Genomic DNA, 15,526 nt, shown 5'->3' on the forward strand with positions numbered 1-15,526 from the left:
ATGGTTTCAAACTGGTACTGCTGCGGGGAAAGTTCTCTGAGCATGGCGGTCAGTCCGTTTTTTGCACTGACCTTATTAGATCAAAGTCCCGGCCTTACGACCAGGACTTTGTCATCAATCTGAAGCCGGATAGTATCCGGCTTCCTAATCTTACATCTTATATCCGAGCGTAATTTGCGTACGTCTGTCGGTATGGTTTGGTGCAGTAGACGGCGGATCGGAATTCCAGGTCACGTTGTAGCCTACTTTCAGGCCAAAGTGCTCACTGATGGCCACATCCAGCGCCGTTTCGGAGTTCACCGTGGTATCGTCACTGCCCAGCACGGACACGCCCTGAATAAATTTAGCGTTGTCGGTTAGCTGCCAGTTGTAAGTCGCAGACGCATAGCCCAGCGCCTGAGTCTCGTTGTTACCATCGGTAAATTCGTCATAACGAACACCAGGACCGAATTCCACACGCAAACTGTGAACCGGACCGTTCAACAACTGACGACCATAACCCGCGGTGAAAACATCGCGCGCATGATAGCCGTTGTACCGGTCAGTCAGCCAGCTTGCCTGACCAAAGAGATAATCATAGTCAGTCATGTTGTAACGACCGCGCCCACCCGCTGAGTATTTCTCAGAAGAGCGCACATCGTTGGAAGAGGTGTTACTGGCGGTACCCCAAATTGACCAGGCGGTAGCCGTGTTGTACCAGGTCATATTGGTGTTAGCAGTCAAGTTGGAACTTTTGGTATTGCCTGCCTGCGCAAGATAGCCTGCATTCAGATTACCTTCGAAGGGTTTCTTCGCGGTAGTCGGGTCATCCATGACAGTAAATACTGAGTCATCTGCCACTGCGAAGTGGCTAAAGAACGCTCCACCGGTGAGTAAAAGTGCAACCGGCACTGTCTTTAAAAGCTTCATTTATTAATCCGTACAACACAAAAAAGAAACCACTAAGGTTCCGGAATCTTTCCACGGGATCAAATCGAAGCCGCCCCGGAAAGGTTACAAATTATAAAAACTCCGCAATAACATAGCAATGGATTCTTGTTTCATTTTTTGTATAAGAGAGCTCTTAAAATATCTTTATTTTCATAAGGATACGAAAGTTATGGTTTTTGGATAATCATTCGATAAATCATGATTTTAATTAACATTTCACTTCCCGCTTCGGTGCTACGCTTTAGGACAATGGCTAAAAAGGAGGAGACATGACCGCTATTTTTACACTCACCCTCGCCCCTTCCCTCGACAGCGCCACCGTCACGGCGCAGATCTACCCTGAAGGGAAACTTCGCTGCACCTCACCCATCTTTGAACCCGGCGGCGGCGGCATAAACGTTGCCCGTGCCATTGTGCATTTGGGGGGGCATGCCACGGCGATATTTCCGGTTGGCGGCGCGACTGGCCAGCATCTTCGCGATCTGCTGCTTGAAGAACATGTCACCGTGGACACCGTAGAAGCAAAAGACTGGACTCGCCAGAATTTGCACGTTCATACCGAATCTACTGGCGAACAATATAGATTTGTTATGCCCGGAGCCGCCCTGACGGATGATGAGTTCCTGCAGCTGGAACAAAAAGCGCTGGCCCTTCATCGCGGCGATATTCTGGCAATCAGCGGCAGCCTGCCGCCGGGCGTTGATCTCAAAAAGCTTTGCCATCTGGTAAAAACGGCTCAGGAAAAAGGCATACGCTGCATTGTGGACAGTTCAGGTGAGGCGCTGAAAGCCACACTCGCGTTAGGCAACATCGAACTGGTGAAGCCAAACCAAAAAGAGCTGAGTGCCTTAGTTCAGCGCGAACTTACGCAGCCGGACGACGTGCGCGCTGCAGCTCAGCACCTCGTGGACACGGGTCAGGCAAAACGCGTCGTGGTTTCTCTGGGAGCACAGGGAGCCCTGGCGGTGGATGCACACGAATGCGTACACGTTGTGCCGCCGCCGGTTAAAAGCCAAAGCACCGTCGGAGCAGGGGACAGCATGGTTGGTGCCATGACGCTCAAGCTTGCGGAAAACGCGCCTCTGCTGGATATCGTTCGCTATGGAGTGGCTGCCGGCAGTGCCGCTACGTTGAACAAAGGCACCCGCCTCTGCTCGCTGGAAAATACGCAGAAAATTTACACCTGGCTACGAGGCTAACGTTTCGTTGCATAATAAACCGGCTGCCGCGGGGCGAGAATATCGCCATTCCGGCAGCATGAACTATGCTAAATCCTTCAGGATAACAACGGGGTGACTATGAGCGATGTTGAACGCTATGTGATAACGGTGCAATTTGCGGAACAAAGCCTGGCCGACATCAACGAGCTGAACAACCAGCTCACGCGCTGCGGCTTTACCCTCACGTTCACCGATGATCAAGGCAAAATTCACGAACTTGGCCCGGGCAGCTTCGGGCTAATCAGCCCGCTTGACGAACAAGAAGTTGAAGCCCTAGCCAGAGGGTTGGGAGCAGTGGCGTTGGGAACGGAGCCTGCTGTCGTTGTTACACGCTGGGAAATCTGGCAGAAACAAAAGTAAGTAGTGGCCGGGGTTGTGCGTCAGCGCGTGTTTTTGCCCCGCAAACGGCGATAAGCTATTGATTGCAGTGTCTACCAGCAAACCTGGGGAGAAAAGTCATGTGGCAAGCCATCCGTCATTTGTTAAGCGAGCAGTTGGGCGAAGCAGAGATTGAACAGCGCACTGAACTACCCGGCGGCGAAATTCACGCGGCATGGCATATTCGTTATGCGGGCCACGAGATTTTCGTCAAGTGTGACGAACGCGAAATGTTGCCCATCTTCACGGCAGAAGCCGACCAGCTAGAGCTACTGTCGCGAAGTAAAACCGTCAGAGTACCCAAAGTCTGGGCTCTCGGCAGCGACAGAGATTACAGCTTCTTGCTGCTGGAATTTCTGCCTTCTAAACCCCTTGATGCCCATAACGCCTTTCTCCTCGGTCAGCAACTGGCCCGGCTTCATCAATGGAGCGACCAGCCGCAGTTCGGTCTCGACTTCGATAACGATCTCTCTACCACACCGCAGCCCAACGCCTGGCAGCGGCGCTGGTCGACCTTCTTTGCCGAACAACGCATTGGTTGGCAGTTGGAAATGGCGGCAGAAAAAGGTATCGACTATGGCGATATTGATTTGATCGTTGATTTTGTCCAACAGGCGCTGGCCTCTCATCAGCCCCAGCCTTCGTTGCTGCACGGCGATCTCTGGTCGGGCAACTGCGCCCTTGGGCCTGACGGGCCCTTTATTTACGACCCCGCCTGCTACTGGGGTGACCGGGAATGCGACCTGGCCATGCTGCCGCTGCACAACGACCAGCCGCCGCAAATTTACGACGGCTATCAGTCAGTCTCCCCTCTTCCCGCTGGTTTCCTCGACCGCCAGCCGATTTACCAGCTTTATACGCTGCTAAATCGGGCGATTCTATTCGGCGGGCAGCACCTGGTGACGGCGCAAAAAGCGCTGGAGAAAGTGTTAGCGGTGTAAAAAGCGGGCCACTCCTGAACGGCGTGGCCCGTTATTTTATAAAAAGCCGAGCAGCTTGAAGAAGAAATAGCCCACCACGATGACAATCACCGGCAGGATATAGAGCGGGAAAATCTGCAATAAAATCGTGTGATGCGGTACAACCACTTTCGCATCGAGCTGGGCTTTGCTGAGTCCATCCGGCCCTTTCGCCTGTTCAAGAATCAGCTGATCCTGCACGCCCTCGCGCAGGAATTTCGCCTGGCGGCTCATGCGAGCCCCGGAGTCCTGTAGCGCCAGTCCGATAAAAATCAGCGCAAATATCAGCCAGAAGAAAATATTCACCTGGCCGTTAAAATCCGGCAGCGGCGAGTTGTACCAAAAGAGATTCAGGAACGGCGTATTAAAACGCATCATCTCAATCATCACGTGGGCGAAATCCATCATCACGGCGTCAATGCCCGGCTGTTTTTCACTGTGCTGATACATAAATTTCAGGACGGAAATCACCGTCGACAGCAGCGCCGGGATAAAAATAATCCAGCCTGCCACGCGCTTTAAAATCGCAATGCGTCCAGCTTGTTGATACGTCATGCACTCCCCTTTATTAGGACGTAACGTTATACGCTCAAAGTCTACCCTGTGTGGCGCTATTTCGCCTGAGCTTTGCGGGCTAAATTCGCAAAAGCGGTAGCTTCGGGCTTCGTTTCCGGCTAAAGATACACAAACATTTTATTTTGACGAACAGAAAGGAGTCATTTTATGGCCGAAACGCGCCAAATCCTTGCGGCAATTTTTGATATGGATGGGCTGCTGATAGATTCAGAACCGCTTTGGGATCGTGCGGAGCTGGACGTGCTGGAGAGCATCGGCGTCGATATTACGCGTCGTCATGAGCTGCCCGATACGCTGGGATTACGCATCGACCTGGTGGTCGAACTTTGGTATTCGCGCCAGCCATGGACCGGACCATCACGTGAGGATGTGACCGCGCGCGTTATCGAACGCGCTATTGCGTTGGTTGACGAACAGCGCCCGCTGCTGCCTGGCGTTGTTGAGGCAGTGAAGCTTTGCAAAACGCTGGGCCTGAAGGTTGGCCTGGCTTCCGCCTCCCCGTTGCACATGCTGGAAAAAGTGCTAGAAATGTTCGATCTGCGCCAGTATTTCGACGCTATCGCCTCAGCCGAGCATCTGCCTTACAGCAAACCGCATCCGCAAGTTTATCTGGATGCTGCCGCCAAACTGGGAATCGACCCGCTATACTGCGTGACGCTCGAAGACTCCGTCAACGGAATGATAGCCACCAAAGCGGCACGTATGCGCTCCATTGTGGTGCCTGCCGATGAGAACTTTGCCGACCCACGCTGGTGTCTGGCGGACGTCAAACTTCCTTCGCTGGTTCAACTGACCGAAGCAAGCCTGAAAGGCTAAACCTGTCGGGCGGTTCAGGCCGCCCATCTTCCTGACAAAATGTTACACCGTCACCGCTTCCGAATACTGTACAAAAACCCTATACTGGATGAATCGACAGCTTCTTCATTCAGGTTGTATCATGACGGCGGAAGGCCACCTGCTCTTTTCTATTGCCTGCGCAGTTTTTGCCAAAAACGCCGAACTGACGCCCGTTCTCGCCCAGGGGGACTGGTGGCATATTGTGCCGTCCGCAATTCTGACCTGCCTGTTACCGGATATTGACCACCCCAAATCCTTCCTGGGCCAGCGGCTGAGCTGGATCTCAAAACCGGTGGCGCGAATGTGTGGCCATCGGGGTTTTACCCACAGCCTTTTTGCGGTGTTCGCCGGGCTGGCGCTGTTTTACCTAAAGGTACCGGAAAGCTGGGTTATTCCGGCGGATGCGCTGCAGGGCATGGTGCTGGGTTATTTGAGCCATATCCTTGCAGACATGCTGACCCCTGCCGGGGTGCCGCTATTGTGGCCGTGCCGCTGGCGTTTCCGTTTCCCCATCGTCCGCCCGCAAAAAGGCAATCAGCTCGAGCGCGCCCTGTGCATGGCGCTGTTTGGTTTTGCGGTATGGATGCCCCAGAGCCTGCCCGAAAACGGTGCAGTGCGCTGGTCTTCGCAGATGATAAATTCGCTGCAAACCACCTTTAATAGCTTTATAACTCACCAGGCTGAGCGTTAAACAGCCAATATCATTCATTTGGTAATAATCAATTCCTTTTGAATATAAGCCAATGCCCTGCCATCTGTTACGCTTTGCAACATAACGGTCGCCCATGCGCGGCCGCGTGACAATAAATCAGGAGATACGGGGATGAATTTTCCACTGGTAGCGAACATTGTGGTGTTCGTTGTATTGCTATTGCTGCTGGCACAAACTCGCCATAAGCAATGGAGCCTCGCCAAAAAAGTGCTGGCAGGTCTGGTACTGGGCGTGATCTTTGGCCTGGCGCTGCACACTATTTATGGTTCCGACAGCGCGGTGCTGAAAGATTCCATTCAGTGGTTTAATGTGGTCGGTAACGGCTATGTGCAACTGCTGCAGATGATTGTTATGCCGCTGGTCTTCGCCTCAATCCTGAGCGCCGTAGCCAAACTGCATAATGCGTCTTCGCTGGGGAAAATCAGCGTTCTGTCTATCGGTACTCTGTTATTTACCACGCTGATTGCCGCGCTGGTCGGGGTGCTGGTCACCAACCTGTTTGGTCTGACCGCAGAAGGCCTGGTTCAGGGCAACGCAGAAAACGCCCGCCTGGCGGCGATTCAGTCCAACTACATTGGTAAAGTTGCAGACCTGACCGTCCCGCAGCTGATCCTCTCCTTCGTGCCGAAAAACCCGTTTGCCGATCTGACCGGTGCCAACCCGACGTCTATCATCAGCGTGGTAATTTTTGCTGCCTTCCTGGGCGTAGCGGCGCTGAAGCTGCTGAAAGATGATGCGCCAAAAGGCGAGCGTGTGCTGGTAGCTATCGACACCCTGCAAAGCTGGGTCATGAAACTGGTTCGCCTGGTAATGCAGCTGACGCCATACGGCGTGCTGGCGCTGATGACCAAAGTGGTAGCAGGTTCAAACCTGCAGGACATCATCAAGCTGGGCAGCTTTGTGGTGGCATCTTACCTTGGCCTGGCGATTATGTTTGGCGTTCACGCCATTCTGCTGGCGTTCAACGGCGTTAGCCCGGTGAAATACTTCCGCAAAGTCTGGCCGGTGCTGACCTTCGCATTCACCAGCCGCTCCAGCGCGGCGAGTATCCCTCTGAACGTGGAAGCGCAAACCCGCCGTCTTGGCGTACCAGAATCTATCGCCAGCTTCTCAGCCTCCTTCGGTGCAACCATCGGCCAAAACGGCTGTGCGGGTCTCTACCCGGCTATGCTTGCCGTGATGGTGGCGCCGACCGTCGGGATTAACCCGCTGGATCCTGTCTGGATTGCAACGCTGGTAGGGATTGTGACCGTTAGCTCCGCTGGCGTGGCCGGCGTGGGCGGTGGTGCAACCTTCGCTGCGCTGATTGTTCTGCCAGCAATGGGGCTGCCGGTAACGCTGGTCGCACTGCTGATTTCCGTTGAGCCGCTGATTGATATGGGCCGTACCGCCCTGAACGTTAGCGGGTCAATGACCGCCGGGACCATTACCAGCCAGTTGATGAAGCAGACTGACAAAGAGATTCTGAACAGTGATGATGAAGTGGAATTAGCTCACCGTTAATCTGAACTGAAAAACAAAAAGGCCGCTAATGATAGCGGCCTTTTTTTATACTTCGTTTTCCTGTCGAACCTGTTTTGCCCAGCGCTGTGCCGACTCGGGCAGAGTAAACGGCGGCGACTGGCGGAAGGCATCACCCAGTAAAACAAACGCTACATACTGCCCGCGCAGCAGATAGACATCTTTAAACCCATCCACTCGCCACGCATGAGCAGGCGGCGCTGGCTCCACGCGAGGCGTGTAGGTAATGATTGGGCGAGTATTCGGTTGGCGCAGTGGTTTCATAGGCAACGGGATTGGAAATGAATTAGTGAACAACCTCACCATGATAGCGGATCTCCCCCTTCTTCGTCGCCCCCTCTTCTCTGTCTCCGCCCGTAAGGTAAAAAAAAGCCCGGCGCAGAGACTGCTGCCGGGCTCTTTAACGCGGAATAACTTAGGCTTTAGGTGCCTGCGGGTCGGTGTCGTATTCAGCACAGGTCTGGTAGCCGGAGTTCATCACGCGACCGGTGTCATCCAGTGCAACGAAGTAGGTTTCAGCTTTGCCGTTACGCTGGCCCAGAATATAGGTCTGGCAGGTGCCTTTGGCGTGGATCATGGTGATTTCGGAAGACGGTTTACCCGCAATCTGCTGCACCTGGGCACGGGTCATGCCTTTTTTCACATCTTTCACCACCGGCTCAGTCACCAGATCTTTGGTACGATCGTAAGCGGTACACCCTGCCAGCATAGTCATTACCGCTGCCGCGCCTAAAAATCCTGCAAATTTATTATTCATAATTATCCTCATCAATGAATGTATTGATCCTGCGTGTTAGATAAGCCTGGAATATAAAAGAACATTTTTCAACTCGTTAGCCTTAACGCGCGAAAAATCGGACAATAAGCCTATTCATAAGGATCCTGTCTGGTTTGCAGGAAAACTCGCCGCCTGCGGACCGGGTAAGCCTTTGAGCCTTGTCGTTTTCAGCACAACAGGGTAAGTTTTAGGGCAGTTAAATTTTGCAGCCTGCACGTTGCAGGTAATGCTTATTGGAGGGGTTAAATGGCTCTGCAACAAGAGATTATTCAGGCACTGGGCGTCAAACCACAGATCGACGCCACCGAAGAGATCCGCGTCAGCGTTGATTTTCTGAAAACGTACCTTAAAACCTACCCGTTTATTAAATCTCTGGTGCTGGGGATCAGCGGCGGCCAGGACTCCACGCTGACGGGCAAACTTTGCCAGCTAGCCATTAGCGAGCTGCGTGAAGAAACTGGCGACAACAGCTATCAGTTTATCGCCGTGCGCCTGCCGTTTGGCGTGCAGGCCGACGAGCAGGACTGCCAGGATGCCATTGCGTTTATCCAGCCGGATCGCGTACTAACGGTGAACATTAAGGGCGCCGTGCTTGCCAGCGAGCAGGCGCTGCGCGAAGCGGGTATCGAACTGAGCGATTTTGTTCGCGGCAATGAAAAAGCCCGTGAACGCATGAAAGCACAGTACAGCATCGCCGGGATGACCAAAGGCGTCGTCGTGGGGACTGACCATGCCGCGGAAGCCGTTACTGGTTTCTTCACCAAATATGGCGACGGTGGCACCGACATTAACCCTATTTTCCGCCTCAACAAACGCCAGGGCAAACTGCTGCTGAAAACGCTCGGCTGCCCGGAACATTTGTACCTGAAGGCCCCGACAGCCGATCTCGAAGATGACCGTCCTTCTCTGCCGGATGAAGCGGCCCTTGGCGTCACCTACGTGCAAATTGACGATTATCTGGAAGGCAAAACCGTTCCGGCTGAAATCGCAAAAATCATCGAAGGCTGGTATCTGAAAACGGAACACAAGCGCCGTCCGCCAATTACCGTCTTTGATGATTTCTGGAAAAAATAGCCAGAACCAGCTTTGCGTTAGCAATTTTTCAGGGCGGCAAAATGCCGCCTTTTTTACAGGATGGACATGGACACCTCTTCGCAGCGCGCCACGCTTATCGGCCTTATCGCAATCCTGCTCTGGAGTACCTCCGTTGGCCTGTTGCGCAGCATCAGCGAGCACTTTGGCGCAGTCGGCGGCGCGGCCCTACTCTACACCGTCAGCGCGCTGTGTCTTTGCCTCTTTCGAGGTTTACCCAAAACACGCGAACTGCCACCCCGTTATCTCTGGGTTGGCGGGCTGCTCTTTGTGGGCTATGAAATAAGCCTGGCGCTCTCAATCGGCTTTGCGCACACTCGCGCTCAGTCCCTGGAGCTGGGGATGATCAACTATCTCTGGCCCTGCCTGACCGTTTTTTTCGCCCTGTTTATCAACGGGCAACGCAGCAACTTATGGCTGTGGCCAGGGCTCGCGCTTTCCCTTGCGGGGATTGTGCAGGTTATGAAAGGAGATGGCGACTGGTCTCCTCTCGTGATGTGGCACAACATTCTCGATAACCCGCTGGCCTACGGCCTGGCTTTCGCCGCCGCCGTTATCTGGGCGCTTTACTGCAACCTTACCCGCCGCTGGAGTGAAGGTAAAAGCGGCGTCAGCCTCTTTTTCTGCGCCACCGCGCTGGTGCTATGGATTAAGTTCGCCTTTGTGGAACACCCGGAAATGCACTTTACGCTATCCGGCACGGCACAACTGTTATTTATGGGGATTTCTACCGCCGTCGCCTACTCAGCCTGGAATATGGGTATTCAGCGGGGAAACATGACGCTGCTTGCCACGGCGTCCTACTTCACGCCGGTGTTATCGGCCCTCCTCGCCACGCTGTGGCTGGGCTTGCATCCTGGCTTTGCGTTCTGGCAGGGCGTACTGATGGTCGTCGGTGGCTCTCTGCTCTGCTGGCTTGCCACGCGCCGCTATGGTTAACAGCGGTTCCCCCTTCACGCCCTGGACTGCTATACTGGTGAAATAAACAGTACTCAGGAGTCCGATGTGGTCAGGCGTGCAAATACGTCGCGGCTAGAGTTTGAAGCCGCGGCGGTCTATGAATATCCGGAGCATCTCAGGCCGTGGCTTGATGACCTGCCTAAGAAACCCGGCGTCTATGTTTTTCACGGTGAAAGCGACGTCATGCCGCTGTATATCGGCAAAAGCGTCAATATCCGCACGCGCGTGATGTCCCATTTTCGTACGCCTGATGAAGCCGCGCTCTTGAGGCAGTCTCGCCGGATTACCTTTATCCGCACCGCCGGCGAACTCGGGGCGCTGCTACTCGAAGCGCAAATGATCAAAGAGCAACAGCCTCTGTTTAACAAACGCCTGCGTCGTAACCGCCAGCTTTGTTCCCTGTCTCTCCAGGGGGACACCCCGCAGGTTGTCTACGCCAAAGATGTCGATTTCTCCCGCCAGCCGGGTCTGTACGGGCTGTACGCTAACCGTCGGGCAGCGCTGCAAACGCTGCAAGGGCTGGCCGATGAGCATTGTCTCTGTTACGGCCTGCTGGGTCTGGAATCACTGAGTAAAGGCCGGGCCTGTTTTCGCTCTGCGCTTAAACGCTGCGCCGGAGCCTGTTGCGGGAAAGAGACTCAGGCCGAGCATCACGCCCGCCTGGTTCAGGCTCTCGAGCAGGTTCGCCTGATTTGCTGGCCATGGAAAAACGCCGTCGCCATCGTGGAACGCAGCCCGGAGATGACCGAGTATCATCTGATCGATCACTGGTTTTATCTGGGCTCCGTGCCGCAGTTGGATAAAGCTGCAGTCCGCCGTCAGCCGCCGGAAGGTTTTGACAACGATGGCTACAAGATCCTTTGCAAGCTGATGCTGAGCGGGGAATATGAGGTGATAGAACTGGAGTAGACTCCCCTCAAAGAGAGGAGTCTGAAAGGGCTATGCCGCCGATGAAGGCAGAAGCTTCATGATAGCCTCCGGCCAACCGTCGCTGCAGCCCCAGAGGCGCATTTGCTCGATATCCGGTGCCAGCAGACGGTCTTTTTCCAGGAATGCCACGCGCTCGCGAATATCTCCGAAGACCTTTTCAAGCAGCGGCGAGCTCCGCAACGGCCGGTGAAATTCAATGCCCTGAGCAGCAGCCATCGCCTCAATCCCTACCACTGCCGCAGTGTTAAAGCACATGGATCCCAGACGACGAGCCGCATAGGTCGCCATCGAAACATGGTCTTCCTGATTCGCAGACGTTGGCAGACTGTCGACGCTGCCCGGATGGGCGAGCGATTTATTCTCCGAGGCCAGCGCGGCGGCGGTGACCTGCGCAATCATAAAGCCGGAGTTAATCCCGCCCTCTTTCACGAGGAACGGCGGCAGGCCAGAAAGTCCGGTATCCAGCAGCAATGCCAGACGGCGTTCCGAAATCGCTCCAATTTCCGCCACTGCCAGCGCGATAATATCGGCGGCAAAGGCAACCGGCTCCGCGTGGAAGTTCCCGCCGGAAATCACTTCTCCGGTGTCACTGAACACCAGTGGATTGTCGGAGGCAGCATTGGCCTCAATCTGCAGCACACGCGCGGCATGACGCAGGTTATCCAGACACGCGCCCATCACCTGCGGCACGCAGCGAATGGAATAAGGATCCTGTACACGGCCGCAGTGGGCGTGAGAATCAACAATTTTACTGTCGGCCAGAAGCGCAGTGACCGCCGCAGCCACATCAATCTGTCCCGCCTGGCCACGAGCCAGATGGATACGCGCATCGAACGGTTTCACTGAGCCTTTGATAGCCTCCAGCGACAAAGCTCCAGCCACCAGCCCGGCAGCAAACACCTTCTCACCCTCAAACAGCCCTCGCAGCGCAAGTGCCGTCGAAACCTGAGTGCCATTGAGCAGCGCCAGGCCCTCTTTTGGCCCCAGCACCAGCGGCTTAACCCCTGCCAGTTTCAAGCCTTCAACGGCAGGGAGCTGTTCGCCGTTAACCCTGACATTCCCTTCCCCGAGCAACATCAGCGACAGGTGCGCCAGCGGAGCCAGATCGCCGGATGCCCCCACCGAGCCTTTCTCCGGGATCACCGGCATTACGCCCGAGTTGAACAGCGCAATCAGGCTGTCGATCACCAGCAGGCGAACGCCCGAATGCCCGCGTGACAGGCTGATAATTTTACTGGCCATCACTAGCCTGACAACATCATCCGGCAGCGCTTCCCCAAGCCCCACGCTGTGAGAAAGCACCAGGTTACGCTGAAGTTCGGCCAGGTGATCGGTAGCAATGGTGGTTTGTGCCAGCTTGCCAAAACCGGTGTTAATACCGTAAACCACGTCGCCATGGGCAACAATAGCCTCTACCGTGCCGAGCGCACGCTCAACGGCGGCAACCGCACCGGGGTCAAGCCTGAGCAGCACGTTTCCGTGATAGATCTCGCGCAGAGTGGCCAGTGAAACGGAACCTGGAGTGAGACTGCATAGCTTCTTTTGCGTTGACATGTCAGCATCCTGTTTGCATCGGGTTTTTGTCTATATTTGTATATACAACTTAACTAATAAACCAAATAATTCGCCAGCGGGTCATAGGACTTTTTTATCGAACGGTGAGCCGGATCGCGCTTGTGAAATTTATCCAGCACGGGATGCTGCAGGACGTTTACATGGAGGGGAAATGGAGAGCGAAACCGCAACAAAACAGCCGTTTCTGAGGATAACCAGCAGAAAGATAGTGGATTGCCCGGTCGTTACCCGGGCATTCAGTCTACAAATAGGTAATTTCGCTGAACAGCAGCTGCCCTTCGTTTTTTAGCAACCGCAGCGTATGGCTCCCTTCCTGCCACCAGGCGCCCTGGTCCGGTGACAGCAGCTTATCTTCCAACTGCCATTCCCCACTCAGGACATACACAACGCCGCCCCGGGTACCGAAAGTGGTAAAGGTTCTGTCCGCCACTCGCACCTGGGCCCGACATCGGTCCCGACGCGTCATGACGTTAAAATCCATCGACATACCGCGGGTCAGTTCAGCTTTTACGGGCTGTTCGCCAGCAAAAGTAAAAGGCTGATGGCGTTTAAGCGTATGCCTGAACGCCTTTCCGCCGTCCAGAACGACCTCACTCCCCTCCAGCAGAGTCATCACCCGGTCAACCTGCGGAAAGACGGGAAACTCGCCGTTGTGGGCCAAAGAGGCGATGCTGGCGCGCCAGTTGAAGTCACGCGTCGCGGGCGGAAAACAGCATATTTCTCGCGTTTCCCCGGCGCCGTTGCGCCAGAGGTTAACCGGCACCTTTCGTATATCAAAGAATTCCATCACCACTCCTGAGGACGCACGGCATCCGTGCACCCTGGCATTTGCTCTTTAAATTGAGCGCCCCCAAAGGAAGATCTCCGCCCCGGCGGCCTGCTCATCAGTTCTCTGTTTTGTTCGTCAGATCTTTGCCTGACGCCAGTGTTATCGGCAGCCGAAGCCGGTTGCTGTAGCCCTGGTTCTATTTTTGTGACAATGATTTAGCGGCTTTTTTGTTGGGAAGCAAAGTAAATTTATCACCCTCAATATCGGGCGATAAAATCTGCGGAGTGAGCTGCAATTTTGAATGTAAGTTGCTGAAATTGGGTGTTTAAAATGGCTTTTCCCGCCATCGTGATTGTCACGTGGCGGTATTATTTGAGTCGAGCATAGGGAAAAATCGCGGAGTGACAAGATTAAACGAGAAAACCGCCGGCCCTATTCACAGCGTACATCGCTATTGTGAACAAGACCGGCGGTCTTAATTTAGTTGCTCTGGCTTACTGAGCAGCTGGCATTTTACCTTCATGCGTAGGACGTTCTGTCAGACGCTTCTCAAAATTCGCATTAAACTGTTTTTTCTGATCCGGGGTCAGGATGTTGTAGATTTTGTTCTGGGTTTGCAGATGCGCCAGCATGCGCGTTTTATTCTGCTCTGCCATTTTATCGACCTGCGCCTGTGCTTTAGCCTGGTCGAAACTGTCGCTGGCAATCACGTCGTGCATGGCGCGGCGTTCGTCAACGGATGGGCGCTGCATCTTGCCGCGCTGTTCTTTCATAATGTCTTTAATTTGCTGTTTCTGCGCATCAGTCAGGTTCAGGTCTTTGAACATCATGTCGTGCATCGGGCCGCGCATCATTTTATTGTGCATCATCGGAGCATCGGTTTGTGGAGCCGCAGCCGGAGTTGCATCGGCAGCATGGGCCAGGTTAGCGGCGCCCAGAGCCAGAGTAGAAGCGACGAACAGTGCAGTTAATTTACGCATATTTTTAACCTTCTCTTTTCATTAAATTGACGACTCGCTTAAAACGACGATGTCGTGTTGACGAGAATGAGTTTACGAGTCTTATCGTCAAGGAGACGGTGGCATCCGTAAATCATTGAAAGGGTATAAAACAAGAATGCATCAATTATGAAGAAAATAAGGATTAAGGCGGAAAATAATGCAACGAAATATAACAACGCGATGATTATAAAGACAATATGAAGAGTGTACAGCAATCAACCTGATGAATAAACCCTGTACCCAGGAATTATCCGTAAATAAATGCACAACACGAAATGATTAAGCAGCTCAATTATTCAGAGCTGCTTAAAGTTTAAATTTCTTCCAACATTAAGCCCGCTCTCAGGCCCAGCGCCACATCCGGGTTAGGGAATAAAACGTACTCTTTTTCGCCAGCAACGACATAACGCTTATCGCCATCTTCTGCCAGCAACGTGCCCTTCGAAAACGCGGTAAAGTTCTGCGTTTGGCCGGACATGTGCAGCACAAATTTATCTGACTGTCGGGTGATTTGCTGCGCAACGCGGTAACGCAACGGCTCAGCCTCCATGTCTGGCGGCTCTGCCCCGCTTAACAACGCGGAGATGGCTTCTTTAGTTACCGCGAACTGACCAAGATCGTTCTTCCCAAACGGCCTGGCTTTTCCCAGCTCCAGCGTGCAGCTCAGCGCCCCAAAATGCTCGCTGCTGAAATGGCTAAAGGTGCCGCCTGGCTTTTGATGAAACACCAGCGCCTGCAGCCCGGCGCAGCCCAGCCAGGTTAAGAAGCTCTCGCTATAAGGCAGCGGCCTCGCCGGAAGCACACCAAACCGGGGGTGATAAGAGCCACGAATGGCAGTATGCATATCCAGATGCCAGCGGGTTTGCTCCTCGCTTCGCGACCAGAATTGCTCGAGGGCATGTTCAAGCCTGGCCGCACGTTGGGTTTCCACGCTTTCAGGAAACTGCTGCCAGCGCCCGCCAAACATGCGGTTCATGTCGCTATGGGTATAACGCTTATCCACGCGAAGCGCCGCCGGGTTGCCCAGAATAATCATCGTGCGCCATTGCAGCGGAAGCTGTCCCGCGATCAAGCTGTTGGTCAACTGGCCAAGGATCTCCACCGGGGCGGTTTCGTTGCCGTGGATCCCGGCCGATATGACCAGGGCTTTCCCCGACGTCTCATGTGGCGTCAACGTCAGAATACCTTCGTCCCACCAGCGCCAGCTGAGGTGAGCATTCTCTCCGGAGGTTTGTTCAGGTGCCTTGCCAGCCAACGTATGCAACAGAAAATCAATCATGCTTTCTCC

17 protein-coding genes are annotated in these 15,526 nt (G+C 54.1%); 9 read left to right on the forward strand and 8 right to left on the reverse strand.

The window, feature by feature from the left end:
* Positions 1-150: 150 nt before the first annotated feature.
* A complete protein-coding gene (locus B9Y90_RS22920) occupies positions 151-909 on the reverse strand; it encodes a DUF481 domain-containing protein (RefSeq protein ID WP_039292354.1) in 759 nt (252 codons plus the stop codon).
* Positions 910-1,199: 290 nt separating this feature from the next.
* On the opposite strand from B9Y90_RS22920, the gene pfkB reads away from it, so the two are divergent.
* The 3 genes from pfkB to B9Y90_RS22935 all read left to right on the forward strand — a co-directional run bounded on the left by pfkB (position 1,200) and on the right by B9Y90_RS22935 (position 3,469).
* Positions 1,200-2,129 carry a 6-phosphofructokinase II gene (gene pfkB / locus B9Y90_RS22925; protein ID WP_085542733.1) on the forward strand — a complete coding sequence of 310 codons (930 nt, stop codon included), beginning with the start codon at positions 1,200-1,202 and terminating at the stop codon, positions 2,127-2,129.
* Between the two features lie 99 nt (positions 2,130-2,228).
* Entirely contained in the window at positions 2,229-2,510 is a 282-nt protein-coding gene (gene ghoS / locus B9Y90_RS22930; RefSeq protein WP_085542734.1) for a type V toxin-antitoxin system endoribonuclease antitoxin GhoS, read from the forward strand.
* A 98-nt stretch (positions 2,511-2,608) separates the two neighbouring features.
* On the forward strand, positions 2,609-3,469 hold the full coding sequence (locus B9Y90_RS22935; protein ID WP_085542735.1) for a fructosamine kinase family protein: 861 nt from the start codon (positions 2,609-2,611) through the stop codon (positions 3,467-3,469).
* A 36-nt stretch (positions 3,470-3,505) separates the two neighbouring features.
* Here the strand turns inward: B9Y90_RS22935 and B9Y90_RS22940 are convergent, their stop codons facing one another.
* A complete protein-coding gene (locus B9Y90_RS22940) occupies positions 3,506-4,042 on the reverse strand; it encodes a YniB family protein (protein WP_085542736.1) in 537 nt (178 codons plus the stop codon).
* Between the two features lie 168 nt (positions 4,043-4,210).
* On the opposite strand from B9Y90_RS22940, the gene hxpB reads away from it, so the two are divergent.
* The 3 genes from hxpB to B9Y90_RS22955 all read left to right on the forward strand — a co-directional run bounded on the left by hxpB (position 4,211) and on the right by B9Y90_RS22955 (position 7,115).
* Entirely contained in the window at positions 4,211-4,879 is a 669-nt protein-coding gene (gene hxpB / locus B9Y90_RS22945; protein WP_085542737.1) for a hexitol phosphatase HxpB, read from the forward strand.
* Between the two features lie 121 nt (positions 4,880-5,000).
* The gene (locus tag B9Y90_RS22950; protein WP_085542738.1) at positions 5,001-5,591 is read left to right on the forward strand and encodes a metal-dependent hydrolase; all 591 of its coding nucleotides are present in this window, start codon (positions 5,001-5,003) and stop codon (positions 5,589-5,591) included.
* Positions 5,592-5,723: 132 nt separating this feature from the next.
* On the forward strand, positions 5,724-7,115 hold the full coding sequence (locus B9Y90_RS22955; protein WP_085542739.1) for an L-cystine transporter: 1,392 nt from the start codon (positions 5,724-5,726) through the stop codon (positions 7,113-7,115).
* 45 nt (positions 7,116-7,160) lie between these two features.
* Here B9Y90_RS22955 and cedA read toward each other — a convergent pair whose 3' ends face one another.
* The gene (cedA, locus tag B9Y90_RS22960) at positions 7,161-7,397 is read right to left on the reverse strand and encodes a cell division activator CedA (protein WP_039292334.1); all 237 of its coding nucleotides are present in this window, start codon (positions 7,395-7,397) and stop codon (positions 7,161-7,163) included.
* Between the two features lie 151 nt (positions 7,398-7,548).
* Positions 7,549-7,890: an osmotically-inducible lipoprotein OsmE gene (gene osmE, locus B9Y90_RS22965; protein ID WP_008456607.1), complete on the reverse strand. Its 342-nt coding sequence runs from the start codon at positions 7,888-7,890 to the stop codon at positions 7,549-7,551.
* Positions 7,891-8,157: 267 nt separating this feature from the next.
* Here osmE and nadE point away from each other — a divergent pair, with 267 nt between their 5' ends.
* The 3 genes from nadE (at position 8,158) to cho (ending at position 10,872) form a co-directional block, all read left to right on the forward strand.
* Positions 8,158-8,985, forward strand: a complete 828-nt coding sequence (gene nadE / locus B9Y90_RS22970) for an ammonia-dependent NAD(+) synthetase (RefSeq protein WP_085542740.1) — start codon at positions 8,158-8,160, stop codon at positions 8,983-8,985.
* A 66-nt stretch (positions 8,986-9,051) separates the two neighbouring features.
* Complete coding sequence (gene yddG / locus B9Y90_RS22975) at positions 9,052-9,942, forward strand: aromatic amino acid DMT transporter YddG (RefSeq protein WP_085542741.1); 891 nt, start codon at positions 9,052-9,054, stop codon at positions 9,940-9,942.
* 66 nt (positions 9,943-10,008) lie between these two features.
* Positions 10,009-10,872 (forward strand): excinuclease Cho, encoded by an 864-nt coding sequence (gene cho / locus B9Y90_RS22980; protein ID WP_085542742.1) that lies wholly within the window; start codon positions 10,009-10,011, stop codon positions 10,870-10,872.
* 30 nt (positions 10,873-10,902) lie between these two features.
* On the opposite strand, the gene hutH is transcribed toward cho, so the two are convergent.
* The 4 genes from hutH to astE form a co-directional block, all read right to left on the reverse strand.
* Positions 10,903-12,447, reverse strand: a complete 1,545-nt coding sequence (hutH, locus tag B9Y90_RS22985) for a histidine ammonia-lyase (protein ID WP_085542743.1) — start codon at positions 12,445-12,447, stop codon at positions 10,903-10,905.
* 262 nt (positions 12,448-12,709) lie between these two features.
* A complete protein-coding gene (ves, locus tag B9Y90_RS22990; protein WP_008456615.1) occupies positions 12,710-13,255 on the reverse strand; it encodes an environmental stress-induced protein Ves in 546 nt (181 codons plus the stop codon).
* A 476-nt stretch (positions 13,256-13,731) separates the two neighbouring features.
* On the reverse strand, positions 13,732-14,217 hold the full coding sequence (gene spy, locus B9Y90_RS22995; RefSeq protein WP_085542744.1) for an ATP-independent periplasmic protein-refolding chaperone Spy: 486 nt from the start codon (positions 14,215-14,217) through the stop codon (positions 13,732-13,734).
* Positions 14,218-14,551: 334 nt separating this feature from the next.
* Positions 14,552-15,517, reverse strand: coding sequence for a succinylglutamate desuccinylase (astE, locus tag B9Y90_RS23000; protein ID WP_085542745.1), 966 nt, complete (start codon positions 15,515-15,517; stop codon positions 14,552-14,554).
* Positions 15,518-15,526 lie beyond the last annotated feature (9 nt).

This window comes from Cedecea sp. NFIX57 (genome assembly GCF_900177785.1).
In the GTDB taxonomy this organism is placed as follows: domain Bacteria; phylum Pseudomonadota; class Gammaproteobacteria; order Enterobacterales; family Enterobacteriaceae; genus Cedecea; species Cedecea neteri_C.

Bases quoted from the DNA above. Each gene is read 5' to 3' on its own strand.
- B9Y90_RS22920 (WP_039292354.1), bottom strand. From the start codon at position 909: ATGAAGCTTTTAAAGACAGTGCCGGTTGCACTTTTACTCACCGGTGGA.
- pfkB (WP_085542733.1), top strand. From the start codon at position 1,200: ATGACCGCTATTTTTACACTCACCCTCGCCCCTTCCCTCGACAGCGCC.
- ghoS (WP_085542734.1), top strand. From the start codon at position 2,229: ATGAGCGATGTTGAACGCTATGTGATAACGGTGCAATTTGCGGAACAA.
- B9Y90_RS22935 (WP_085542735.1), top strand. From the start codon at position 2,609: ATGTGGCAAGCCATCCGTCATTTGTTAAGCGAGCAGTTGGGCGAAGCA.
- B9Y90_RS22940 (WP_085542736.1), bottom strand. From the start codon at position 4,042: ATGACGTATCAACAAGCTGGACGCATTGCGATTTTAAAGCGCGTGGCA.
- hxpB (WP_085542737.1), top strand. From the start codon at position 4,211: ATGGCCGAAACGCGCCAAATCCTTGCGGCAATTTTTGATATGGATGGG.
- B9Y90_RS22950 (WP_085542738.1), top strand. From the start codon at position 5,001: ATGACGGCGGAAGGCCACCTGCTCTTTTCTATTGCCTGCGCAGTTTTT.
- B9Y90_RS22955 (WP_085542739.1), top strand. From the start codon at position 5,724: ATGAATTTTCCACTGGTAGCGAACATTGTGGTGTTCGTTGTATTGCTA.
- cedA (WP_039292334.1), bottom strand. From the start codon at position 7,397: ATGAAACCACTGCGCCAACCGAATACTCGCCCAATCATTACCTACACG.
- osmE (WP_008456607.1), bottom strand. From the start codon at position 7,890: ATGAATAATAAATTTGCAGGATTTTTAGGCGCGGCAGCGGTAATGACT.
- nadE (WP_085542740.1), top strand. From the start codon at position 8,158: ATGGCTCTGCAACAAGAGATTATTCAGGCACTGGGCGTCAAACCACAG.
- yddG (WP_085542741.1), top strand. From the start codon at position 9,052: ATGGACACCTCTTCGCAGCGCGCCACGCTTATCGGCCTTATCGCAATC.
- hutH (WP_085542743.1), bottom strand. From the start codon at position 12,447: ATGTCAACGCAAAAGAAGCTATGCAGTCTCACTCCAGGTTCCGTTTCA.
- ves (WP_008456615.1), bottom strand. From the start codon at position 13,255: ATGGAATTCTTTGATATACGAAAGGTGCCGGTTAACCTCTGGCGCAAC.
- spy (WP_085542744.1), bottom strand. From the start codon at position 14,217: ATGCGTAAATTAACTGCACTGTTCGTCGCTTCTACTCTGGCTCTGGGC.
- astE (WP_085542745.1), bottom strand. From the start codon at position 15,517: ATGATTGATTTTCTGTTGCATACGTTGGCTGGCAAGGCACCTGAACAA.